General features: G+C 70.5%; 21 protein-coding genes. 6 read left to right on the top strand and 15 right to left on the bottom strand.

Translation table 11 applies throughout. The features are described 5' to 3' along the window. Positions 1–483: 483 nt before the first annotated feature. Positions 484–1,368 carry a S1 family peptidase gene (locus tag IEY91_RS29250; protein ID WP_164321934.1) on the top strand — a complete coding sequence of 295 codons (885 nt, stop codon included), beginning with the start codon at positions 484–486 and terminating at the stop codon, positions 1,366–1,368. A gap of 77 nt (positions 1,369–1,445) precedes the next feature. Here IEY91_RS29250 and IEY91_RS29245 read toward each other — a convergent pair whose 3' ends face one another. Next, positions 1,446–2,078, bottom strand: coding sequence for an AAA family ATPase (locus IEY91_RS29245; RefSeq protein ID WP_189176297.1), 633 nt, complete (start codon positions 2,076–2,078; stop codon positions 1,446–1,448). A gap of 178 nt (positions 2,079–2,256) precedes the next feature. Between IEY91_RS29245 and IEY91_RS29240 the strand changes: the two genes are divergently transcribed. Next, the gene (locus IEY91_RS29240) at positions 2,257–2,565 is read left to right on the top strand and encodes an alpha-amylase inhibitor (protein ID WP_164321938.1); all 309 of its coding nucleotides are present in this window, start codon (positions 2,257–2,259) and stop codon (positions 2,563–2,565) included. A gap of 74 nt (positions 2,566–2,639) precedes the next feature. Here the strand turns inward: IEY91_RS29240 and IEY91_RS29235 are convergent, their stop codons facing one another. The 7 genes from IEY91_RS29235 to IEY91_RS29205 all read right to left on the bottom strand — a co-directional run bounded on the left by IEY91_RS29235 (position 2,640) and on the right by IEY91_RS29205 (position 8,820). After that, a complete protein-coding gene (locus IEY91_RS29235) occupies positions 2,640–3,242 on the bottom strand; it encodes a hypothetical protein (RefSeq protein ID WP_189176296.1) in 603 nt (200 codons plus the stop codon). 9 nt (positions 3,243–3,251) lie between these two features. Next, positions 3,252–4,547 carry a PE-PGRS family protein gene (locus IEY91_RS29230; RefSeq protein ID WP_164321942.1) on the bottom strand — a complete coding sequence of 432 codons (1,296 nt, stop codon included), beginning with the start codon at positions 4,545–4,547 and terminating at the stop codon, positions 3,252–3,254. Between the two features lie 47 nt (positions 4,548–4,594). Continuing rightward, positions 4,595–5,482, bottom strand: coding sequence for a hypothetical protein (locus IEY91_RS29225; RefSeq protein WP_164321944.1), 888 nt, complete (start codon positions 5,480–5,482; stop codon positions 4,595–4,597). A gap of 56 nt (positions 5,483–5,538) precedes the next feature. Continuing rightward, positions 5,539–6,135, bottom strand: coding sequence for a hypothetical protein (locus IEY91_RS29220; protein ID WP_189176295.1), 597 nt, complete (start codon positions 6,133–6,135; stop codon positions 5,539–5,541). A gap of 43 nt (positions 6,136–6,178) precedes the next feature. Beyond that, positions 6,179–7,414 carry a mucin-2 gene (locus IEY91_RS29215; RefSeq protein WP_189176294.1) on the bottom strand — a complete coding sequence of 412 codons (1,236 nt, stop codon included), beginning with the start codon at positions 7,412–7,414 and terminating at the stop codon, positions 6,179–6,181. Then, positions 7,411–8,217: a hypothetical protein gene (locus IEY91_RS29210; protein ID WP_189176293.1), complete on the bottom strand. Its 807-nt coding sequence runs from the start codon at positions 8,215–8,217 to the stop codon at positions 7,411–7,413. Before IEY91_RS29210 ends, IEY91_RS29215 begins: the two co-directional genes overlap by 4 nt. Positions 8,218–8,286: 69 nt before the next feature. Next, positions 8,287–8,820: a DUF3093 family protein gene (locus IEY91_RS29205; protein WP_189176292.1), complete on the bottom strand. Its 534-nt coding sequence runs from the start codon at positions 8,818–8,820 to the stop codon at positions 8,287–8,289. Positions 8,821–9,043: 223 nt separating this feature from the next. On the opposite strand from IEY91_RS29205, the gene IEY91_RS29200 reads away from it, so the two are divergent. Together IEY91_RS29200 and IEY91_RS29195 are read left to right on the top strand one after the other, a co-directional pair. Beyond that, complete coding sequence (locus tag IEY91_RS29200; protein ID WP_164321950.1) at positions 9,044–9,304, top strand: hypothetical protein; 261 nt, start codon at positions 9,044–9,046, stop codon at positions 9,302–9,304. A 184-nt stretch (positions 9,305–9,488) separates the two neighbouring features. Further along, positions 9,489–13,970: a type VII secretion EssC family protein gene (locus IEY91_RS29195; RefSeq protein ID WP_189176291.1), complete on the top strand. Its 4,482-nt coding sequence runs from the start codon at positions 9,489–9,491 to the stop codon at positions 13,968–13,970. Positions 13,971–14,095: 125 nt separating this feature from the next. On the opposite strand, the gene IEY91_RS29190 is transcribed toward IEY91_RS29195, so the two are convergent. Together IEY91_RS29190 and IEY91_RS29185 are read right to left on the bottom strand one after the other, a co-directional pair. Then, positions 14,096–14,374 (bottom strand): WXG100 family type VII secretion target, encoded by a 279-nt coding sequence (locus IEY91_RS29190; RefSeq protein WP_229697296.1) that lies wholly within the window; start codon positions 14,372–14,374, stop codon positions 14,096–14,098. Positions 14,375–14,552: 178 nt separating this feature from the next. Further along, positions 14,553–16,232: a serine/threonine-protein kinase gene (locus tag IEY91_RS29185; RefSeq protein ID WP_189176390.1), complete on the bottom strand. Its 1,680-nt coding sequence runs from the start codon at positions 16,230–16,232 to the stop codon at positions 14,553–14,555. A gap of 210 nt (positions 16,233–16,442) precedes the next feature. Here IEY91_RS29185 and IEY91_RS29180 point away from each other — a divergent pair, with 210 nt between their 5' ends. Continuing rightward, the gene (locus tag IEY91_RS29180; RefSeq protein ID WP_189176290.1) at positions 16,443–17,480 is read left to right on the top strand and encodes an alpha/beta hydrolase; all 1,038 of its coding nucleotides are present in this window, start codon (positions 16,443–16,445) and stop codon (positions 17,478–17,480) included. A gap of 37 nt (positions 17,481–17,517) precedes the next feature. Here the strand turns inward: IEY91_RS29180 and IEY91_RS29175 are convergent, their stop codons facing one another. Further along, complete coding sequence (locus IEY91_RS29175; protein ID WP_229697306.1) at positions 17,518–18,330, bottom strand: menaquinone biosynthetic enzyme MqnA/MqnD family protein; 813 nt, start codon at positions 18,328–18,330, stop codon at positions 17,518–17,520. Between the two features lie 379 nt (positions 18,331–18,709). Here IEY91_RS29175 and IEY91_RS29170 point away from each other — a divergent pair, with 379 nt between their 5' ends. Continuing rightward, the gene (locus IEY91_RS29170) at positions 18,710–18,913 is read left to right on the top strand and encodes a cold-shock protein (protein ID WP_016645643.1); all 204 of its coding nucleotides are present in this window, start codon (positions 18,710–18,712) and stop codon (positions 18,911–18,913) included. 218 nt (positions 18,914–19,131) lie between these two features. Here IEY91_RS29170 and IEY91_RS29165 read toward each other — a convergent pair whose 3' ends face one another. Genes IEY91_RS29165 through IEY91_RS29150 form a run of 4 tightly spaced genes read right to left on the bottom strand, consistent with a single transcriptional unit; the run spans position 19,132 to position 22,722 of the window. After that, the gene (locus IEY91_RS29165) at positions 19,132–19,935 is read right to left on the bottom strand and encodes an ABC transporter ATP-binding protein (RefSeq protein WP_189176289.1); all 804 of its coding nucleotides are present in this window, start codon (positions 19,933–19,935) and stop codon (positions 19,132–19,134) included. Then, positions 19,932–20,918: an ABC transporter ATP-binding protein gene (locus IEY91_RS29160; RefSeq protein ID WP_189176288.1), complete on the bottom strand. Its 987-nt coding sequence runs from the start codon at positions 20,916–20,918 to the stop codon at positions 19,932–19,934. Before IEY91_RS29160 ends, IEY91_RS29165 begins: the two co-directional genes overlap by 4 nt. Further along, entirely contained in the window at positions 20,918–21,781 is an 864-nt protein-coding gene (locus tag IEY91_RS29155; RefSeq protein WP_189176287.1) for an ABC transporter permease, read from the bottom strand. Before IEY91_RS29155 ends, IEY91_RS29160 begins: the two co-directional genes overlap by 1 nt. After that, the gene (locus IEY91_RS29150) at positions 21,778–22,722 is read right to left on the bottom strand and encodes an ABC transporter permease (RefSeq protein WP_164321962.1); all 945 of its coding nucleotides are present in this window, start codon (positions 22,720–22,722) and stop codon (positions 21,778–21,780) included. Before IEY91_RS29150 ends, IEY91_RS29155 begins: the two co-directional genes overlap by 4 nt. Between the last annotated feature and the right edge of the window lie 27 nt (positions 22,723–22,749).

Raw genomic sequence — 22,749 nt, 5'->3', positions numbered from 1 at the left:
AGGCGCTCGGTTCCGAGGCCTTTGAGTACCCGGTTCCGGAAATACGTCTACGCATTCGCGAACCAACTGGCTTTGCGCGCACGGCGACCGTACGACGACTTCCCGCCACCCGGACCGGGCGCCCGCACCCCTTCCGCACCCCTCCCGCACCCCTTCGACCACCAGGACGACGCCGAGCGGGGCGGGAGCGGTTCCCGTGGCGACGTGCGATGTCAGGGGCCGTCGGGAGGGAGGGGCCCGGTGGGCGAGGAGGCACACCGGATGCGCGCCACACCTCCGCAGAATCTCCGCACAAATTTGCGACTCACTCGCACCTTCTGGCACGTACGTCCGAACTGCCCCTATTGCGCGCCCTATTGCCCGTAATCAATGCCGTCTCCGGTGAACCGGCACTCACCACGAGCCATCTCACACGGCGCAACACGTTCAACACGCGTTCAGCACACGCTCAACAAAGCCAGACGAAAGAGAAATTCAACCCCCATGAGACTTTCCTTTCCTCCCCGTGCCGCCCTCGCCGGCGCGACCGCCGCGACCGCCCTCGCGCTGGTAGCCACCAGCGCCCCCGCCGCCAACGCGATCATCGGCGGCACCGAAGTCTCCAACGACGCCTACCCGTTCATGGTGGCCGTCCTGGAGAAGGGCTCGGGCAGCGCCCTCGACCGGCAGTTCTGCGGCGGCAGCCTCATCGCGCCGGACGTCGTCATGACGGCCGCGCACTGCCTCGTCGACGACGCGGGCAAGCCGGTCAAGGCGAAGACCGTGCAGGTCGCCGTCGGCCGCACCGTCCTCTCCAAGAGCGGGCAGGGCCAGATACGCAACGCCAAGACGACGGGCACCGGCAGCCGCAGCGGAATCGTCGTCCACCCCCGCTACCTCAAGGGCAAGGACGCGTACGACGTCGCGTTCATCCAGCTGAGCAAGCCGGTCCGCGGCATCAGCCCGGTGAAGCTGCCCACGCAGGGCACCGACTCCCTCCTGCGCCCCGGCCAGAAGGCCACGGTCACCGGCTGGGGCAACACGGACACCGCCCTGACCCACACGCCGGACCGGCTGCGCCAGGTCAAGGTCCCGATCCTCTCCCACAACGAGTGCAAGGTCAGCTACGACGGCTACAGCTCGAAGGTCAACTTCTGCGCCGGCGTCGAGGGCAAGGACTCCTGCCAGGGCGACAGCGGCGGCCCCATCTTCCGCACCGTTCCCGGCCGCCAGGACCCGATCCAGATCGGCGTCGTCAGCTACGGCGACGGCTGCGGTGACCAGGGCGCTCCCGGCGTCTACGCGTCCACCAGCTCGGCGCAGCTGTGGAAGACGCTGGACGAGTCGCCGTCCGGCAAGCGGCTGAAGCGGACGCTGGGCCGACGGTGAGCCGAGGCCGGGCGGGGGCACGCACAGGGGTTCCCGCCCGGCCGACCTCAGTCGAACGGTCTCCCGACCGGCCGACCTCAGTCGAACCGCATGTGCCTGACCCCGGTCCAGGCCCGCCGCACCCGCCCCCGCACCGCACTGTCCGTATTCGGTACGAGGGTGAGTCCCGCGGACCGGGCGATGTGGTCCGCGGCCCGGGCGACCGTGATCCGGTCCGTCCACAGCTGCTCCGCGAACTCCGGCCGCCGCAGCCGCTCCAGGCACAGGTCGAGCTTGGACACGGCGAAGCTCTCGCGCCGCAGCGGGGCCTCGCGTCCGCCGACGACCCGCACGACGTGCCCGAGCCCGCGCTCGCGCAGCCGCTTCAGTACGGTGCGCCGGTCGGCGAGCAGCGCGAAGTGCCGTACGTCGTGCCCGCGTTCACGCAGCCGCCCGACGGTCTCCTGGAAGTACGCGGGCTCCACGACCGTCATCGGAACGATCACCGTGCCCTCGTGCTTGGTCAGGGCCAGATCGAGGACGTCGTACACCGCCTGCCGCCAGACCGGCAGATCCTGGAAGTCACCGCGCAGCGCGGGCGGCGTCATCCGATGCAGGCCGAACCCGACGTACTCCGGATCACAGACGACACTGCCGGGCAGCCGCCGCTGGATCTCGAACGCGGTCTGCGTCTTGCCGCCGCCGAAGGGGCCGTTGAGCCAGAGGAGCATGGGGAGACGGTACGTCGGTGCGCCCGCGCACCGCGGGCGTGGGGCGAGAATTCGCACCAGTAGAGTCAGCCGGTGCCAGTGCCGGTCTGTGTGTCCTGGGCTACGGCCCTTTCGGCCCCGGGACAGCGCCGGAGTACGTTCACCGATGGGAGACATCGAGTTGCGCACGTTCTCGCTTGTGAAGCGATCCATAGCCGTCGGCGTCACCGGCCTCGCCGTGCTCGCCATGACCGGCACGGCCCACGCGGCGCCGTCCCAGGGCGGTGCCCAGGCGCGCGCCGCCGCCCCCTCGTGCGTCAAGGTCAAGGTCGACAAGGGCATCATCTCGCAGACCGCCTACGTGACGAACCGGTGCTCCACGACGAAGCGGGTCAAGGTCAGGTGGTCCTTCGCCCCCGACTCCGGCTGCAACACCCTCAAGCCGGGGCAGAAGTTCAAGACCAAGCGCGGCCTCGCGGCGCAGTTCGACGGCGTACCCCTGTGCTGAGCACGGACTGAGAGCGGTCTCGCCGCCCGGAGGCGCCTTGCTCGGTGGCGAGGTGTCTCCGGGCGGGCCGCCCGCTAGTGGCTGGACTCTCCGGGGCGCGGGTCGAGCACCTTGCCGAGCAGCCCGGACACCCGCTCCGACGCCGTGAGCTCGCGGGTCTCGATGTGCTCGAAGACGATGGCAAGGGCCAGGTCCACCGCGTCCGCGTCCCCCGTCACGGCGCCGAAACTGGCGCTCTCCTTGCCCCGCGAACCCTTGCCGTTGGTCATGGTGATCTCGACCCCGGGACGGCTCAGCGTCGCTCCCCGCTCGAAGCGCGCCACGGCATACTCGTACTCACGGCCCTGACACGTCATCCGCAGCGCGCGTGAGCTGTTCCGCAGCGCCTTCGCGTTGAAGTCGAGCCGCACGCGCTCACCGGCCACGTCGAAGCGCGCGTTCTTCAGGCAGGGCCGAGGAGGCCCCACCGTCCGGAACACCACGTCGGGCATCCGCTCCCCGAACAACCGCACCTCGTACTGCCGGTGACCGCCCTTGAGGCCGGGCTTGCGCCATTCGACCTCCACGGTGACGTCGCCGAACGGGCCCACCGTCCCCGCGAGGCCGTGCACCTTCGCGGCGTGGCCGGGCAGCTTCCTGCCGCGGTACCACTCCAGCTCAAACTGAAATTCCGCCATGATTCCTCATTACCAGTTCATGGGATTCAGCTTCGACTTGGCGATGCCCTTCCCGAGGTCCTTGGCCCTGTCCCCGACCCAGTCCTTCGCCTCCCCGGCGCCCTTCTTGATGTCGTCCCAGTGCTCGACCACCTTGGCCCCGCCATAGATGGCGCCGGTGACCACGGTGGCGCCGATCGTGAACGGGTTGGGGGCGACCATCGCGGCGGTCAAGGACGCGTTGAACCCGACCTCCGCCACATCCGCGACATATCCGGCCCCCTTCTTCTTGAACGCCTCGACCGGATTGCCCTGCGCCCAGACATTGGCCGCGCTGACGCCGGTGGCCACGGCGCTCGCGCCGACACCGGCCACGCGCAGGAAACCGCCCGCCTTGCTCGCCGCGCCGAGGCCCTTGAGGAACGGGGAGGCCGTCCTGCCCGCGGCGATGACACTGGGCCGGGCATTGTTCAGCTTCTGGAAGTACGAGGCCGTGCGGCCCACACGCCACAGGCTGGCCTGCCCGGCGCGGGTCACCAGGGCCCCGGAGTGGGTCGCTCCGCCGTACCGGGCAGCGAGCGCGTCGGAACCGACGAAGAAGTTGACGCCCCTGGTGACGAGCGGTGAGCGCACGCCGGGAAGCGCCCGGAACCCGTCCCAGCCCCGCGACAGCAGGTCCGCCCGGAGGCCCGCGGTGAACGGCACGCGGCTGGCCTGCTGGTAGAGCCTGCTGCGGGCGAAGTGGTTGCCCAGCTGACCCGGCAGCCAGCTTCCCGGAGCCGCGAGGGAGCGCAGCTCGCCGGCGGGGATGCGCAGCAGACCGCGCTGCACGAAGGCACGGAACGTGCCCGGACGGCTCAGCCAGGACGACTCCACCGCCGCCCGCAGCAGGCCCTGCTTCCATGAGTTCTTGAGGAAGACGTTTCCCATGGCGGTGCCCGCGACGAGCGAAATGCCGCCGATCTTCGTCATGGTCAGCACATCGCTGACGTCGTTCAGGAACGTCTCGATGTCCTTCTCTCCGACCTCCTTCAGGCCGGGCACCTTCGCCAGGTAGTGCGCCTCGATACGGGCCAGCCAGTCGCTGTACGTCTCCCGGTCACCGCGCTTGAAGAGCTGCTCGCCCCGCACGAGCGTCGCGCGCTTCCGAAGGTCGGGCGGGGTCGTCGTGACCCAGGAGCGCACCGGCTTGATGCCGGCCAGCTTGTCGGTGACGCCCAGCGTGGAGGCACGCGTGAAGGCCTCGTCGAGTTTGTCCGCCATGCCGCCTTTGCCGTCGATGAGCTTGGCGAGCTGATCCAGGTCGTCGGGATTGACGTTCCGCATTCTGAATTCCCCCGTGCTGTAGGTGCTACGACGCGGTTCCGCAGGTGCTACGAAGCGGCGCCGGCGGCGACCAGGTCCGCCTTGTCCGGCAGGAGGTCCACGAGCTTGTCCCAGACCTCTCCGGCGTTGGACCGGACGAGCCGCAGCGTGCTCTCGGGGCCGACCTGGCCCTCCTCGATGGGCTCCTCGGGCTGCACCCGCAGCCAGTGGCCCTGGTCCCCGCAGTCCCACACCGCGATGCTGCGCACCGACTGGGCGCCTTCCGCGCCCCAGGCCGTCGTCATGCGCCAGGTGGCGTCCAGGGACAGCGTCAGGTCGACGAGCGCGGTGAGCTCGGGCTCGGCGAGGTCGCTCGCGGCGGAGAGGGCGGCGACGCCCACGGCCCGGAGGTCCGCCGTCTCGTCGGAGACGCCTTCCAGGGCGGCGAAGACCGCGTCCAGCGCGCCCATCGTCGTCGTGATCTCGGAGACCCGCGCGTTCTCGGTGACCTGTGCGCTGTCAGTGACCTGTGCGTTCTCGGAGACCCCCGCGATCCCCGACCCGTCGCGCTCGCCCCGCCGCAGCTTGACCTTGCGGGCCATCTCCCACACCAGGGTCTGCGGCTCGATCGGTACGTACTCCGACTCCTCCTCGCCCGGCCAGGCGTCGTGGGAGAACACTGCGTCCTGCCCCACGACCAGACCGTGGGCGAGGGGACCGTGCTGACCGGTCACCTCGGCCTGGATCATGACCAGCGGGCTCGCCAGGGTGGTGAGGAACTCCCGGAGCAGCGGGGAGAGTTCGCCCTCGGGACCCACCAGACCGATTTGCTGAAGCTCACCGAGCGAATGGCGCAGTTCGGCGGGCGGCGTCTCCTTGTCCAGGAGATGGGAGAAGACGGCGAGATGGCGGTCGGCCAGCTTGAACCGGCCGCGGGAGCTGTCGAAGGAAGGCATGCCGGCCAGTGTTGCTTACACAGATCCAGCGGTCCGTGGCGGGGTGCGCCCCGGGCTCAGGATCCGACGCGGGAGAAGATCCTTCCGGGGGCGGAGATCATCGCGCCGCGCAGCGAGAGATTGCGGGTGTAGACGCCTTCCAGGAGGATCGCGAGGCTGAGGTCCACCGAATCCGTGGCCCCGGCGGTCGTACCGGAAATGGTCTTCGGGTTCTTCCAGCTGGAGCGCGACACGACGACCTTGGCGCCGGCGCGTTCCAGCGCGTGGTGCCGCTTGCTCTGCTCCTCGACGTACGTGTACTCCCGGCCGAGCGCCGAGATGCGCAGGCCACGGGCCCGCTTGTCGGTGCTCCACGCGCTCCGCGACAGCGACGCGGTCTGGCCCGCGACGGTCAGCAGGCCTCTGGCCAGGCGCGGTTGCACGGTGTAGCCGAGGCCGCGGAAGGTGGAGGGCGGGATGCTGTCGCCGCGTACGGCGGTTCCGACGTAGAGACCCTGGTCGGCGACGGGCACCACTTCGCGTGCCGGGTAGGCGAGTTCCACGGTGCCCAGGCCCGCGACGTCACCGGTCCACCAGTAGACCCGGTCGCGCGCCCTGACCTGGGCGCCGGGTTCGGCCCGGTGCAGCTCGAAGGAAAACCCGCTGCTCACCATTACGCGATCTTCTCCGCTTCTGAAACCGACGCCGCTGGTGCGGCTAACCGAATGGATTGAGTTTCTTCGCCAGGCTCTTGCCGCCGCTGACGAGTTTCCCGGCGCCTTCCTTGACCTTGTCCCCCGCCCAGCGCCCGGCGTCGGCGACCTTGCCCGGGAACTGTTTCACCTTGTCCCAGTTGTCGACGATGGAGGAGACGCCGTAGACCAAGCCGGTCACCGCGGCGGCACCGATGGTCACCGGGTTGGGTGCGATCATCGCGGCGGTCAGGGAGGCGTTGAAGGCGACACCGGACACGTCCGCGATGTAGCCGGCCTTGTCCTTCTTGAAGGCCTCGATGGGGTTGCCCTGCTGGACCAGGTCGAACGCGCCGATACCCGTGGCGGCGATGCTGCCTCCGATACCGGCGGCGCGCCACCAGCCGGCGGTCTTCGCCGCCGCGCCCGCCCCGGAGGCGAAGGCCGCGAGCCTGCTGCCGCCCGTGGCCGTCTTGAGCGCGGCCGCGCCCTTGCCGACCTTGAGCAGGCTGGCCTCCCAGGCCCACTGCTTGCCCGCGAGGGCGGCGTAGTTGTCGGCTCCCGTGAAGACGTTGAGGATCGCGGACGGCGTCCGGGCGCCGATCGCGGCACCCTGCCTGGCGATGCCCGCCGGGATGTAGCTCGGTGCCTTGCCCTTGAGGATCTGCGCGATGGTCGTGCCGGGCGCCTTGAGGAATTCGCCCTTTTTGAAGTACTTGTACAGGCCGAGCGTTCCGGTGACCGTCAGTTTGAACGCCTCGGGGACCGTGGAGGCCAGCGCGGTCAGCTCGATGTAGTCGCTGACGACTTCGCCGAGGTTCTCGTTGTTCGTGACCTTCGCGACGGCGTCGCCCTTGATGCGGGTGATCCAGTCGCTGAGGGTCTCGCCGTCCTGCTTCTTGAGCCAACTGGGGTCGAACTTCGAGCCGTTGGCCACCGAGGCGTTGGCGATCAGCATGATGTCCGGCGGCAGGTTCGCGTCCTTCAACTGCTCCGGCGTCCACCCCGCGTAGAGCGCGGCGGCCAGCGGGTCGCCGTCGCCCGCCCTGATGATCGCCGCCCGCCTGCGCAGGTCGGGACCCGTCTTCGTCACCCATGACGTCATCGGGTTGATCGGGGCGAGCTTGTCCCGCACACCCAGGGTCGAGGCACGCGTGAAGGCCTCGTCCAGGCGGTCCTGCAGATTGCCCTTGCCCTCGATCAGCTTGGCGAGCTGCTCGAGATCGGCCGGCTTGGCGAGGCGCAGGGATTCGTCGGTCACTTGTCCCCCTGGTCGACAAGGAGCTGGTCCTGGTCGGGAAGGAGGTCCGTGATCCGCTCCCAGAGCTCCTTGGCCGTGACGCGGCGCACCTTCAGCTCGCTGCTCGCGTCCACCTGCCCCTCGCGGACCGGCTCCGCCGGGGCCTCGCGGACCCAGTAGCCCTCAAGACCGCAGTCCCAGACGGCCAGCGCGGAGATCCCGAGGTCGTCCGCGGTGCCCTTGGCGCCGGGCCACACCACGGTCATGCGCCACATGCAGTTGAGCTGCGAGAGGACCTCGGCAAGGCGGACGGGGGCGTCCACGTCCTCGGCGACGGCCGCGGGCTCGTCGGCGCCCTCGGCCTCCATGCGGTCGAGGACGGCGTCGAGCAGGCCCATCGTCGAGACGATCTCCTCGCCGACGTCGGCGGCGTCGGTGTTGTCCTGGTGCAGGTCCACCATCCGGGAGAGCGCGAAGACCAGCATCTCCGGCTGCACGGGGACGTACTCGGACTCCTCCTCCCCGGGCCAGCCCTCGTGCGCGAACACGAAGTCGTTGCCGACCACCGCGCCGCTGTTCGTGACCCCGTGGGGGCCCGTCGTCTCCACGCGGGCGATGACGTGCGGCTCCATCAAGGTGGAGACGAGCGGGAAGAGTTCCGCCGAGATCTTGTCGTCCTCTTCGATGATTCCCACGGCCCGCAGTTCGGAGTGCGCCTGCGACAGTTCGTCCGGCAGCGCTCCCTCCTCTACGAGCAGCCCCAGCACGCTGATGTGCGCGTCCGACAGCCGCAACCGTCGCCGAGCCGGATCCATGGCAGGCATGTTCTACTCCCTCAGAACCTGTACGAGCTTGCCGCACAGTGTGTGGCGTATGGGGCGGGCGGGGCCACCCTAAAGCTGATGATGCGGGGCGGCGGTCGCGTGGGACAGCGCGGCGAGGAAGGCCGCCCGGTCCCGGGTGGCGATGGTGAGCCGCTCGCCCTGCCGGGTGCCGATCACGACGCTGTCCATGCCCATCGGCAGACCCCAGGCACCGCCGACGAGCCGCGGGTTGCCGTGGTCGGCCGCGCGGAACCCGGGCAGCGGGGCGTCGACCGTGTTCAGAGAGGTGGCGTACCGCTGTGCCGCGCCCGGAAGGGCCTCACCGGCGGCCGCCTGCACGGAGCGGGGGTCGATGGCCACGAGCGGAATGCGCTCCCGGCCCACCCGCAGCGTCTGCGCGTCCAGCTCGATGCGGTGGTAGATCCACTTCGACAGCGGGACGAGCAGGCAGATCAGCAGCGGCAGCAGGAACAGCGCGCACATGCCGAGCCAGATACCGAGGTCCTTGGGCAGCGTCCCCACACCCATGTACGCGATGCCGACCAAGTACACCGCTATGCATATGACGGACCACGTTTTTGTGGGTTTCTCGACGTAATGCATGCTTCCTCACCGCTGGTTTCGGGACGCGTCCGACTGGTTGACGCTATCGACGGGGGCCACAGTTCCATCAATGGCGACGGCCCGGAAGTCCAGGTCCTTCGACACCCCTGACACCCCCTGAGTACTCTCGTTCCAGGCCTCACTCAGATCCTGGGCGACCCGGGGGCAGCCCCCGCCTCGCCCGGCAGGCCTGTATTGCCGGTTCAACGGGGAGGTAGTCGCGGTGGCGGATCCAGAGCTGCAGGAACAGACCAAGAGGGCCACGCAGTTGCGCAGTCTCGCGGACCACATCGAGGACATCCCGAAAGCCGCGCGTGACTTCTCGACCGCGCAGATGAAGCAGTGGGCAGGACCGCACGCGGAGGATGTGCGCGGCGACTTGAAGAGCTGGAAGACCAAATGCGAGAACGTCGCCGAGGCGCTGCGCGAAGTCGCCCGCTCCTGCGACCAGGCGGTCAAGGACGCGAAAAAGGACAAATCCTGAACTGCCGGTTGCGGGCCGGGCAAAGCATTTCGTGAGGCTTTGCGCCGCGTGAGGCTTTGCGCCGAGAGATACATGTAACGCGCGGATTCGCTCTCCGCGCGAGCAGCAGGATTGGCCCTCGTACGGGTCAACAGGAGTGGCCCTCGCACGGGTCAACTCGCCAGGGTCGAGAGGAATAGCCGGTATGCAGGTCATGGTGACCGCCGTACGGGAGGGCGCCGCGCCGCAGGACGTCCTGCTGAGCGTGGAGGAGGACGCGACCGTCGCCGACGCCGCGGCCTGCCTCACCGTCGCGGCCGACTCCAGCAACGTGGTCACGGGACGCTTCCCCGCCTTCCTCGACGTCCGCGGTACAGGGAGCGGCGTACCCGGCAACGGGCTCGGCGCTCCCAAGCCCTCCGGCCCGGGGCGCGCGCCGAGCCTCTGGGTGGACGGGACCCTGCACGATCCGGCGGCCCCCGCCTCCGGCGCGCTGCGTGACGGCGTCCGCGTCACCACCGACGACGCCATCGGCCCCTTCCTGCGTGCGGGCGAGCCGGTGGGCCGGTTCGAGCTACGGGTGTGCGGCGGTCCTGACACCGGCCGCGTCACGCGTGTTCAGGCGGGCACCGCGAGCGTCGGCTCCGACGCCACCTGCACCCTGCCCGTGGCCGACCCGACCGTCCCCGGTCTCGCCTTCCGGCTCTCCGTCGCGGTGGACGGCAACGTCACGCTGCACCCACAGGACGGCGTACCGCTGACCCTGGACGACTCCCCCGTGACCGGGGACTGCCCCTGGACCACGGGACTGCTCGTCCGGGTCGGGGACACGCGCCTCGTCCTCGTCGAGACCGAGGCCCCGGACGCGCACCTGGCGCCCACCGAGGACGGCGGCTACGCCTACAACCGCCCGCCGCGGTTCTCCCCGCTGCGGCACCGCCCCCGGATGACCGTGCCCGCGGAGCCCGTGAAGGGCGAGGGCCCGAGGCTGCAGCTGATCACGTCGTTCATACCCGCCCTGTTCGGCCTGAGCATGTACTTCATGACCCGGCAGGTCTACACGCTGCTGTTCTGCGCGATGAGCCCGCTGATGATGCTCGGGTACTGGTTCAGCGAGGCCCGCCACACGCGCAAGAAGTACAAGCAGGAGCTGAAGGAGTACAAGAGGGCGCTCGTCGAGTTCGACGCGCAGCTCGTCGAGCTGGGGAAGGCCGACCAGCGGGCCCGGCGCGCCGCCCACCCCGACCCCGCGGAGCTCCTGCTGTACGCGACAGGACCGCGCCGTCGCCTCTGGGAGCGCCGCCTCGTCGACCCCGACGTCCTCCAACTGCGGGTCGGACTGGCCGGACTGCCGGCCGACATCGAGCTGCGGGCCGCCAAGGGAAGCAGCTTCGACGAGCCGCCGGAGCCGCCCGTCGTCGCCGACGTCCCCGTGGTGCTGCCCCTGCCGGAGCTGGGCGTGATCGGCGTGGCAGGACACCGCGCCCTCGGCCTGGCCGTCTCGCGCTGGCTGCTCGCCCAGGCCACCGGCCTGCACAGCCCGCGCGACCTCTCCCTCGTCGTGCTCTCCGCGGCCGCCGACGCCCGGGACGCCTGGGACTGGGCGCACTGGCTGCCGCACACCGACCCCCAACTGGGCCAGGACTGCCTGTCGTTGGTGGGCTCCGAACCCGAGGTCGTGGCGCGCCGCATCAACGAGCTCCTCGCCGAGCTGGAGCGCCGCAAGGCGAGTGCGAGCGACTTCGGCTCCTCCAACCGGCTGCGCCCTGACCCCTTCACGCTCGTCGTCCTGGACGGCGCGCGGCTGCTGCGCCGCATGCCCGGCGTACCGCAGCTGCTCCAGGAAGGCCCGCAGCACGGCATCTTCGCCGTGTGCATCGACGAGGACGACCGGCTGCTGCCGGAGGAGTGCAAGGCGGCCGTCATCGGCCTTCCGGACCGGCCGAACCATGTGCGCATCAGTGGCGGCGAGCTGGAGGGCGTCGGCGACGTGCTGGCCGACCAGGTGTCCACGCCCTGGTGCGAGCTGGTGACGCGATCCCTGGCGCCGGTACGCGACGTCAGCCAGGACGACGCGAACGCCGCCCTGCCGACCGCGGCCCGCCTGCTGTCCCTGCTCGGCATGCCGGACCCCACCGGCGCAGACGTCGCCAAGATCTGGCGCCAGGGCGGCTCCACGACGGCCGCGCCCATCGGCGTCGCCGCCGACGGACCGTTCGTCCTGGACATCCGCAAGGACGGACCGCACGCCCTCGTCGCCGGCACCACCGGCGCGGGCAAGTCCGAGCTGCTGCAGACGATCATCGCGTCGCTGGCCCTCGCCAACCGGCCCGACGCCCTGAACTTCGTCCTCATCGACTACAAGGGCGGCAGCGCCTTCCAGGACTGCGCCAAGCTGCCGCACACCGTCGGCATGGTCAGCGACCTCGACGCCCACCTCACCGAGCGCGCCCTCGCCTCACTGGCCGCCGAGCTGAAGCGGCGCGAGGAGATCCTCTTCGACACGGGCACGAAGGACCTCGAGGACTACAACGACACCCGCAGGATCCGCCCCGACCTCGAGCCGATGCCCCGGCTCGTCCTGATCATCGACGAGTTCGCCTCGCTCGTGGCCGAACTCCCCGACTTCATCGCGGGACTTGTGGACATCGCCCGCCGAGGACGGTCCCTGGGCGTCCACCTCATCCTGGCCACGCAGCGGCCCGCCGGTGTCGTGAGCGCCGACATCCGCGCCAACACGAACCTGCGCATCGCGCTCCGCGTGACCGACGGAGGCGAGTCCTCCGACGTGATCGACGCGCCGGACGCCGGTGCCATCGCCAAGTCCACCCCCGGACGCGCCTATGTCAGGTCCGGGGCGCAGTCGCTCGTGGCCGTGCAGTCGGCGCGCATCGGTGGCCGCAGGCCCAGCAACGACGCCGACCGGCCGAAGGCGACCGCGTTCCCCGTGGACTGGTCGGCGTTCGGCCGCCCGGCACCGCGCCTCGCGACGAGCGACGACGACGGCACGCTGGTCACGGACTTGAGCGTGCTCGTCGGCGCCATCCGTGAGGGAGCCGAGCTGATGGGCTTCGGCGCACAGCACAGCCCCTGGCTGCCGCCGCTGCCCGACCTGCTGTGGCTGGGCGAGCTCCCGGACGTGACGGAGGAGCAGCCGCGCGCGGCGGGCGAGGTCCCGCCCATCCGCATCGGCCTCACCGACCTGCCCGCGCAGCAGCGGCGGGCGCCGCTGGCGCTCGACCTGGTGCACGGCGAGCACATCATGCTGGCGGGCGGCGCGCGCTCGGGCCGCTCCACCGCCCTGCGCAGCCTGGCCGGTTCGCTCGCGGCCAACACCTCACCTGCCGACGTGCATCTGTACGGCATCGACTGCGGCGCGAACGCCCTGCTGCCGCTGGCCAACCTCCCGCACTGCGGTGCCATCGTCACGCGCGACCAGCCGGACCGCGTACGCCGCCTCCTTGACCGGCTGACCTCCGAGATCGCCCGACGACAGCAGTTCCTGGCCCTTGAAGGGCTGTCCAGCGCGGCCGAGCAGCGGGCCATGGCCACCCCCGAGGACCGGCTGCCGTGGATGGTCCTGCTGGTCGACAACTGGGAGGGCTATGTCGCCGCTCTGGAGGGCATCGACTACGGCAAGCTCATCGACATGATCACCAAGATCTTCCGGGAGGGCGCCGCGGTGGGCGTCAAGGTCGTCATGACCGCCGACCGCAGCGGCTTCAGCGGCCAGATCTCCCCGTCGTTCGCGGACAAGCTGATCCTGCGGCTCACGGACGCCAACGAGTACTCCCTCGCCGGTCTTTCCGCCCGCGAGGTGCCCAAGGACATGCCGTCCGGACGCGCGCTGCGCCTGACCGACCAGGGTGTCCAGGAGAGCCAGATCGCGCTCCTCGCGCCGGATCCGTCGGGCCAGGCCCAGGTCGCCGCGCTGCGTGAGATCGCGCAGGAGGCACAGCGCGTCCATCCGGTGCCGCCGAAGAGCCGCCGGCCCCTGCGCGTGGACGAGCTGCCGATGCGGATCACGCTCGACCAGGTGCGCGCTCTGGACCCGTCGTTCGTGCCGCCGTCGCCGCTGTGGTCCCTGTTCTGTGTCGGCGGTGACGAACTGGAGCCGATCGGCATCGACTTGGAGGAGTCGGGACCGGGCTTCGTGATCGCGGGACCGCCCAAGTCGGGACGCTCGACGGCCCTGGTGGTGGCGGCGCGGAGCCTGCTGGCGAACCAGGTGCCGCTGATCCTCGTCACGCCCCGGCGTTCGCCGTTGCGATCACTTGAGGACGAGGCCGGCGTACTGGGCGTACTCACCGCGGACAGCTCGGAACGCGACCTGAAGGACCTGGTCGAGCGCGCGGACGGCAAGTTCGCCGTCGTGGCCGACGACGCGGACATGCTCTACGACGGGTCCCTGGACCGGCCGTTGGAGGAAGTCGCGCAGAACGGCAGGGACGGCGGCATCGCGGTCATCGCTGCCGGCGCCACGGACACGCTGAGCTCGCAGTACCGCGGATTCGTGGTGGAGGCGCGGCGCTCACGGCAGGGCATGATCCTCTCGCCGCAGAGCGCGTCGGACGGCGAGATCTTCAACGTCCGGGTGCCGACAGGATCCGGCGGCGGACCCGTCGGCCGCGGCATTCTCGTGCGCAGCGGGCAGATGATGCCCGTGCAGGCCATCCTCGACGCGTGACCCGGCGAGGCCGGGGACACCTGACGACATGAGTGCGGGGAGCCACCGTTTCCGGTGGCTCCCCGCACTCATGTACCGCTGTGTGCCGCGGAGTTCAGAACGCCGCGTCAGCCAGGTCGGTCACGTCAGACGGACGTCGCCTGCTCGATCCTGTCGTGGCTGTTCTTGGCCGACTTGTAGGCGTCGCCCAGCGAGTCCGCGAGGCGGTTCAGCTGCGGCTTGAACTCACGCCAGTCGTCGCGGAACCGGTCGGCGCCCGGGCCCTTCCAGAAGCCGTGGCTGTCGTTGGCCTGGCCGTCCAGGAGGTGGATGAGGTCGCGGACCTCGGTCTCCTTCTTCTGGAACGCCTCGTAGAGCTTCTGGAGCTTCTCGAGTTTTGCACCGCGGTCGATGTCGTCAGCCATCGGTACCTCCCCGTATCACGAAAGTAAAGATTCTCAACTGGCACGTGGGACGCTACCGCACCTGTCAATCCCAGGTTTACCGCCCGCCGCTCTGTTGCATGACTGGCACAATTTGCGAATCCCCCATACCGCTGCAGAGCCGCACATGTCCCCCGGTATTCAGTCGGCATGTCGGCATTCAGCCGACCTTCGAGAGCCGCGCCTCCGGATCCCCCGCCTTCGGGTCCTGCGACGTGTACTGGAGCTCCGGCCCGACCGGGCGCAGCCGCACCGTGTGGGACGCCTGGGAGCACTGGCTGTCGTTGTTCTCGGCGCCCACGCCCGTCGCCACAAGTACCTTGGACGTGGCCGACTTGAGGGTCAGGATGTCGACGCACTTGTTGCCGATGGGGTCCGTCTGCGTCACCGTGCCGATGCGTTTGCCGGGGGCCGGGACCTGGCGGATGGTCACGTCGAACGTGCCGAGCGGCACCAGGCCCTTCTGCGCGGTCGCCTTGCCGCGCCATGTGCCGAGGTAGCGCGCGGGCACGGCGCCGTCCTTCGGTGTCTGCGCGCCCCCCGTCGCGCTCGGCGGGCGGTCCGCCGCGTCGTTCGCACCGCCGCCCCCGTCCCCGCCCGGCAGCAGGTTGAACACGAACAGCGAGCCCACCGTGACCGCCGCCAGCGCACCGGCCACCGCGAGCGCCAGCGTGCAACTCACCCTGCGGCCACGGCCGTCGGGACCCGCGGGCGCCGACGTCGCGGCGACGGAGAGCGAGAGCCCGCCGGGGGGCGGGGCGTCGGTCGGCTGCGGGGCGTCGGTCGGTGTCCGGGGCTGGTTCGGCGCCTGGGTCGGTACGTTGCGTACGTCGCCTGCGACGGCGGCCCCGGCCCTCGCCCCATAAGACGCGTCCGGCGGCCCGAACACTCCCACCGCGGGCTCGCTGAACGGCACCGGCCCGGAAGCAGGCACCGGCTCGGGGGAGGTGTCCAGATCCAGCAACCGCACCGCACTCCTGCTCACCCGCTCCACGAGCGCCCCCGGCAGCCAGCCCGCCGACACCAGCGCGGCCGCCCCGGCGGGGGCGAGGCGGTGGGCCACGGCGGCGGGGGTGGGGCGGTCGTCGGGCGACTTCGCCAGGCACGCCGCCGCCAGTTCGCGCAAGTCGCCGCTTAGTGAGTGCAGTTCGGGCTGTTCGTGGACGACCTTGTAGAGGAGTGCGGCGGAGGAGTCGCCGGGGAAGGGGGAGCCGCCGGTGGCCGCGTAGACCAGGACCGCGCCGAGGGAGAAGACGTCGGCGGCGCCGGTGACGCCCTTGCCGAGGATCTGTTCCGGGGACATGTAGCCGGGCGAGCCGATGGAGACACCGGTGGACGTGAGGGACGCCGTGCCGTCCGTCGCCCGTGCGATGCCGAAGTCGATCAGGCGGGGGCCGTCCAGGGTCAGCAGGACGTTGGACGGCTTCACGTCGCGGTGCACCAGGCCCAGGCCGTGGACGTGCGCGAGGGCCTCCGCAAGGCCCGCGCCGAGTGCGCGCACCGAGTGCTCGGGCAGCGGGCCCGCGTCCCGCACCGCCTCCGTCAGCGAAGGCCCCGCCGCGTACCCCGTCGCCACCCACGGCACCGACGCCTCCGGGTCCGCGTCCAGGACCGGGGCCGTCCAGTCGCCGCCGACCCGCCGCGCCGCGTCGACCTCGCGGCGGAAGCGGGCGCGGAACTCCTCGTCGAGGGCGATGTGCGGGTGCACGATCTTCACGGCGACCGTGCGGCCGCCCGCGTTGCGGCCCAGATATACCCGGCCCATGCCGCCGGAACCGAGCCGGCCGAGCAGGCGGTACGGCCCGATGGTGGTGGGTTCGTCCGGTTCGAGCGGGTGCATGGCGAAGGCCTCCCCCAGATGCGCAGACCGCATGCCGCCTATGGTTGTCCGCCGATTCCCCCGGCGTCCGTCGCATGCCAGTGCTGACGGCCAGCGTATGCGAGGACGCGGGCGGCGGTGCGCGCGGTACACGTGGAACGGGTCGCGCTCCGACGCCCTCTATCTCTTCGTAAAATGAGCAAATTGCCCCGTACGTCTCGTTGGAGCGCCATGAACCTCCGCTCGACCCGCCTGACCGGACTCACCGCCGCCGCCCTCGCCGCGACCACCGCGGCGGCACTCCTCACCGGCTGCTCCTCCGAAAAGGAAAAGCCCGAGCCGGTCACCTTCGACAACCCGAAGGCGTCCGCCGGCGGCCCGAGCGCCGCAGGCGGCCAGGTGAAACACAGCGGAACCCGGCTGCCCACAGGACCGCGCGCCGCATTCACCACGCAGAACACCCTCGAGGACGGCACGAAGATCGGCGTGACCACCCTCAAGGGAAAGAAGTCGGGGTTCACCGGAAAGGTCTGGGTCTGGGCGCCCAAGCAATACTTCGACCCGAAGTACGCACACAGCGGCTTCCCCGTGCTCATCGCGCTGCCCGGCGGGCCCGGCTATCCCGACAACTATTGGATGGGCACGGACCTCAAGCTGGAGAGCTCCATCGCCAAGTGGTCCCGGCAGGGAAAGAGCCTCCCGTTCATTGTCGTGATGCCCGTGCTCAATCCGGACGACAAGTTCTATTACGACGGCAGTGACATACCGGGGCAGCCGAAAATGGGTACCTGGATGACGGACGACGTACCCGATTTCGTGAAGGCGAATTTCCGGACCTTCAAGTCCCGCGACGGCTGGGGCTTCATGGGCTCCTCGTCCGGCGGATTCGTCGGGCTCAAGTCGGTCCTGAAGTACCCGGACCGGTTCAAGGCGGTCATCGCGAGCGGCCCCGACACGGTGCCCGACTCGCCCCTGTGGCGCGGACACGAGGCCGAGCGCCTCGCCAACGACCCGGGACTGCTCGCCGAGCGCCTCATCGCGCGCAAGGGCCCCGAGGTCGACATCGCCCTCCAGGTCGGCACGCAGGAGCGCCTCCAGCCGAACCTGCGCGCCTTCATGAAGAAGTACGGGAAGGGGCCGGTCAAGACCCGCCTCAACGTCATCCAGGGCGGCCGCCACAGCGCCCACTCCTACGTTCCGGGCATGGGGAACGGGCCCATCCAGTGGATCAGCCAGAAGATGAAGGGGCCGGTGGCCGACGGCGGGTGAAACGGTCGGCCCCGTCACCCACGGCGGGGCCCATCGCCTACGGCTGCAGCAGCTCCACCGTCACGTCCGCCGCGAACCCCGTCGTCGGCCCGACCCGGCGCGCGAACTCCGCCACGCCCGCGAGCTGCGCGCCGCCGAAGCGGAAGTCGAGCGTCGTGAAGTACCGCTCCAGGACGCCCGCGTCGAAGGCCTCCCAGCGCGCCGCCTGCTCGGAGACCTTCGCGACCTCGTCGAGCGACAGGTCCCGCGAGGACAGGAACGCCTGGTGCACCTCGCGTACGACCTCGGGCTCGCGCGCGAGGTAGTCGCGCCGCGCCGCCCACACCGCGAAGACGAACGGAAGACCCGTCCAGTCCTTCCACATCTGCCCCAGGTCGTGGACCTCCAGGCCGAGCCGCGGGCCGTCGATGAGGTTCGCGCGCAGCGCCGCGTCGCCGATGAGCACGGCGGCGTCCGCCTCCTGCATCATCAGGCCGAGGTCGGGCGGACACGTGTAGTAGTCGGGCCGCACGCCGATCTTCTCGGCCAGCAGGAGCTGCGCCAGGCGTACGGAGGTGCGCGAGGTGGAGCCAAGGGCCACACGCGCCCCGTCGAGGCGGTCGAGCGGGACCTGCGACACGATCACGCACGACATGACCGGGCCGTCGCAGCCCACGGCGAGGTCCGGGAACGCGACGAGCTCGTCGGCGTTCTTCAGGAACTCGACCAGGGTGACCGGCGCGACGTCCAGCTCGCCGCGCACCAGCTGCTCGCTGAGCTTCTCCGGGGTGTCCTTCGTGAGCTCGAAGTCGAGCAGCGTGCCCGTGCGGGCGAGGCCCCAGTAAAGAGGCAGGCAGTTCAGGAACTGGATGTGGCCGACGCGCGGCCGTGCGGTGCGGCCGGAGCCGGCCCCGTCCTGGGCGGCGGCGTCCGAGGTGTCTGCGGGAGAATTGTCCACATCGGTGAGGCTAGACCTGTCGCGGTACGGCGTGGGCGCCGGGGCCCTCGGAGGGCCTTCCGTCAACCCTCCTTAAGATCACGTCAAACCTCCGGGTGACGTGATCTTGATCCCTATTGCTTCCGGGTGCCTGCGTGCTAAGCTCGCCGCAAGTTGCAGTTTGGTTTCCCTTGCAGTACAGAGCCTGCGGAGCGCATGTGACCCGCGGGCTCTCGTCGTTTTCAGACTTTTGCAGTTGTTTCAACAATCGCAGGTTCTGGAGCAGGGCAACCCTTTGGCCCAAGGAGGGCTTATGGCTACCGGAACCGTGAAGTGGTTCAACGCCGAAAAGGGCTTTGGATTCATCGCCCAGGAAGGCGGAGGCCCGGACGTCTTCGTGCACTACTCCGCGATCAATGCCAGCGGTTTCCGCTCCCTTGAGGAGAACCAGGCCGTGACCTTCGACGTCACGCAGGGTCCGAAGGGCCCGCAGGCGGAGAACGTCACCCCCGCATAACACGGGGTTGATCCGGAACGGAAGCAGTACCCAAGGTGCCCCGCACCCCCGCAATCATGCGCGGGGGCAGCGGGGCTCCTGCCTTTTCCTGGCGTGGGCGCCTTGTGCCGTCTGTGTCGCTTTCCGTTGTTCTTTGGCTTTCCGCCGGGGGTGGGTTTTATCGGCCTTCGGCCTCGTCCTCAAACGCCGGACGGGCTCAAGATGCCTGCCGGGTGAGCTCAGACGGCCGCTGCGGCTGCCGGGTCCCAGCCGTCTGCTGTGGGTACGGAGGCCAGGAGCTTGCGGGTGTACGGGTCCGTGGGTGCCGTCAGGACCCTGCGCGTGGCGCCTTGTTCGATCACCTTGCCCGTGCGCATCACCAGGACCTCGTCCGTCACGTGTTGGACCACTGCCAGGTCGTGGCTCACGAAGACCAGGGCCACCCCTGTCTCCCTTCTGATCTCTGCCAGGAGCTGCAGGATCTGGGCCTGGATCGATACGTCCAGGGCCGCCACCGCCTCGTCCAGGACCAGGATCTTGGGGTCCACCGCCAGGGCTCGGGCTATCGCCAGGCGCTGGCGCTGGCCGCCTGAGAGGTCCCTGGGGCGGGCGTCGGCCTCCCGTTTGCCCAGGCCCACGCGGTCCAGGAGGTCCGTGGCCGTGGACTCCTCCTTGCCGTGCAGGCGCAGGGCCGTACGCAGGCACTGGGTCGCGGTGAGGCGTGGGTCCAGGGAGACGTAGGGGTCCTGGAAGACCATCTGGATCTCCCTCGCCCTGGTCAGGCGGGCCTTCTTGCCCCTTGGCGGGCGGGGTTCGCGTTCTCTGCCCGCCACCGTGATCCGGCCGCGGTCCGGGCGGGCCAGGCCCACGAGCATGCGGGCCACCGTCGTCTTGCCCGAGCCGGACTCGCCGACTATGCCCAGGGCCCCGCCCTCGGGGACCGTGAAGCTCACGTCCCCCGCGGCGGTGTGGGCGCCGCCCCCCGGGAGGGCGTAGGTCTTGCTGAGGTGCGCTGCTTCCAGCAGGGCAGTAGCGGTGGTCATGCGTGGTTCACCTCGTCCTTGGAAGGCACCTCTGAAGGCGCCTCTGAGGGCGCCTCGGAAGACAGCAGCGCGCACGCCGCCGTGCCTCCGTCCGGCAGCGGGATCTGCTCCGGGTGCCACGTCTCGCAGCTCGGCAGTGCCTGGTCGCAGCGCGTCGCGAAGGGGCAGCCCGGGTGGGTGTCCGACAGGGACGGGGGGCGGCCGGGGATGGGGTGGAGCGGGGTGTGGGTGTCGAGGGTGGGCGAGCAGGTCAACAGGCCCTGGGTGTAGGGGTGGGCGGGGGTGCTGAAGAGGGCCTTGGCCGTGCGGGACTCGACGACCCGGCCCGCGTACATCACGTACACGCGATCGCAGTACGCCGCCGCCAGGTGCAGGTCGTGGGTGATGAAGAGGAGACCGAGGCCGTGCTCGGCGCGCAGGTCGCGGAGCAGGGCGAGGATGTCGGCCTGGGTGGTGACGTCCAGGGCGCTGGTGGCCTCGTCGGCGAGGAGGAGGCGCGGGCGGGCCGCGAGGGCGCCCGCGATGACGACGCGCTGGAGCATGCCGCCGGACAGCTCGTGCGGCCGCTGCCGTACGCGGCGTTCGGGGTCCGGCAGGCCCACGGAGGCGAGGAGTTCGACCGCGCCGGAGCGGCTCGCGCCGCGTTCGACAAGGAAGTCGCCGACGCGGCGCACCGGGTTGAGTGCGGCCCGCGGGTCCTGGTGGACCATCGCGACGGAGCCCGCGCGGTGGGCGCGCAGCCGTTCGCCGGTGAGGCCGAGGACTTCGGTGCCGTCGAAGCGTACGGAGCCGGAGACCGAGGCTCCGGACGGGAAGAGGCCGAGTGCCGCCTTCGCCGTCGTGGACTTGCCCGAGCCCGACTCCCCCACCAGGGCGACGACTTCGCCGGGGGCGACGCTCAGCGACACCGAGTCGAGGAGCGGGCGGGCGGCGCCCGGTATCCGCAAGCTCAGGTCCGCCACTTCCAGGAGTGCTTCGGTCATCACTGCCTCCCCAGGCGGTCGGCGGCCCAGACGCCGACGACGTTGAAGCACACGACCACCAGGGCGATGGCCGTACCGGGCACGAGGGCGGGCAGCATCGCGCCCTGCACGATCGCCGCCTGCCCCTCCTGCACCATCAGTCCCCAGTCGGAGGACGGGGGTTGGGCGCCGAAGCCCAGGTACGAGAGGGTCGCGAGCGACATCAGGGCCTCGCCGAAGAGGACCACCAGGTAGCCGAGGATCGCGCGGGCCAGGTTCGGGACGACGTGCCGGGCGCAGATGCGTACGCCGCCCATGCCCTGGATCCGGTACGCGTCGACGTACGGCTTGCGGGCCTCCGAAATCGCCAGGGAGCGGGTGTACTTGGCGATCGTCGGGGTGAAGGCGAGGCCCAGGGCCAGGACCGACGTCGTCATGCCCGCGCCGAACACGGCGATGATCAGGACGGTGAACAGCAGGCCCGGGAACGCGTACATCACGTCCGTGAGGCGGGACACGAGGGCGTCCACCCAGCCGCCGCGCCAGGCCGCGAGCACGCCGAGCGTCACGCCGAGGACGGCGGCCACGGCGAGCAGCGCCAGCGGGGCGATGAGGCTGCTGCGGGCTCCGTACAGGGCGCGCGAGAGCAGGTCCTGCCCGGAGGAGTCGGTGCCGAGGAGGTGGTCGCGGCCGGTGCCGACGAGGGAGGACGACAGGTCGATGGCGTCGGGGGCGTACGGCGCGAGAAGGGGCGCGCAGACGGCCGCCATGACAACCAGGCCGAGGACGGTGCCGGCCACCAGGACGCCTACGGGGCGTCGGCGGCGTCGGGGGCGTACAAGAGAAGCAGGAGAAGAAGGTGACTCCGTCAGGATCGCGGTCATCGGGCCGCTCCCTTCACGCGTGGGTCGAGGAGCGGGTGGACGGCGTCCACCAGCGTCGTGACCACGATGTATCCGGTGACCATCAGCAGCAGGACGGCCTGGGCGACGGGGAAGTCGTGGGTGTTGATGGCGCCGACGAGCAGCGAGCCGATGCCGCTGAGGCCGAAGGCGGTCTCCACGACGACGGTGCCGGCGAGCATGCCCGCCATGACAAGGCCGCACATCGTCACGATGGGGCCGAGCGCGTTGCGCAGGACGTGGCGGCGGACGATGTCGCGCTCGGGCACGCCCGAGGCCCGCGCCGCCTCCACGTGGTCGGAGGCCGCCGCGTCCGCCATCGCCTGCCGGGTGACCCGGCTGACGAGCGCGAGCGCGCCGAGCGCCAACGACAGGGCGGGCAGCGTGAGATGGCGGACCGTGCCGAAGAACCCGGACCCGCTGCCCGTCACCGGGAACCAGCCGAGCCGCACCCCGAAGAACGACACCAGCGCGATCGCCGCGACGAACGACGGCACCGACGCGGCAAGGGTCGTCGCCCCCACCACCGCCGAGTCCACCCACGTGGACCGCTTCACGGCGGCCAGGATGCCCGCGCCGACGCCGAGGACGACGAACAGGACCGTGGCGTACAGGACGAGTTGGAGCGTGGTGGGGAAGCGGGCCGCCACCAGGTCGGCGACCTGGTCGCTGTACTTGAAGGAGCGGCCGAGGTCGAGGTGGAGGCAGTCCCACAGCCAGCGGCCGTACTGCTCGAACAGGGGCTCGTCCAGGTGGTACTCGGCGCGCACCTGGGCGAGGCGTTCCGGTGTCAGCTTGTCGCGGCCGCCCGCGAGGAACACGGCGGGGTCGCCGGGCGCGGCGTACACGGCGGCGAAGATGACGAAGGAGGCGGCGAGGAGGGTGGCGAGGACGCCCGCGAGCCGTCTCAGTACGGCCGTCACTGCCCGCGGGACCCTCGATATTGCCCG

This window comes from Streptomyces lasiicapitis (assembly GCF_014646335.1).
Taxonomy (GTDB): domain Bacteria; phylum Actinomycetota; class Actinomycetes; order Streptomycetales; family Streptomycetaceae; genus Streptomyces; species Streptomyces lasiicapitis.
This window is presented reverse-complemented; position numbering and strand designations above follow the sequence as displayed.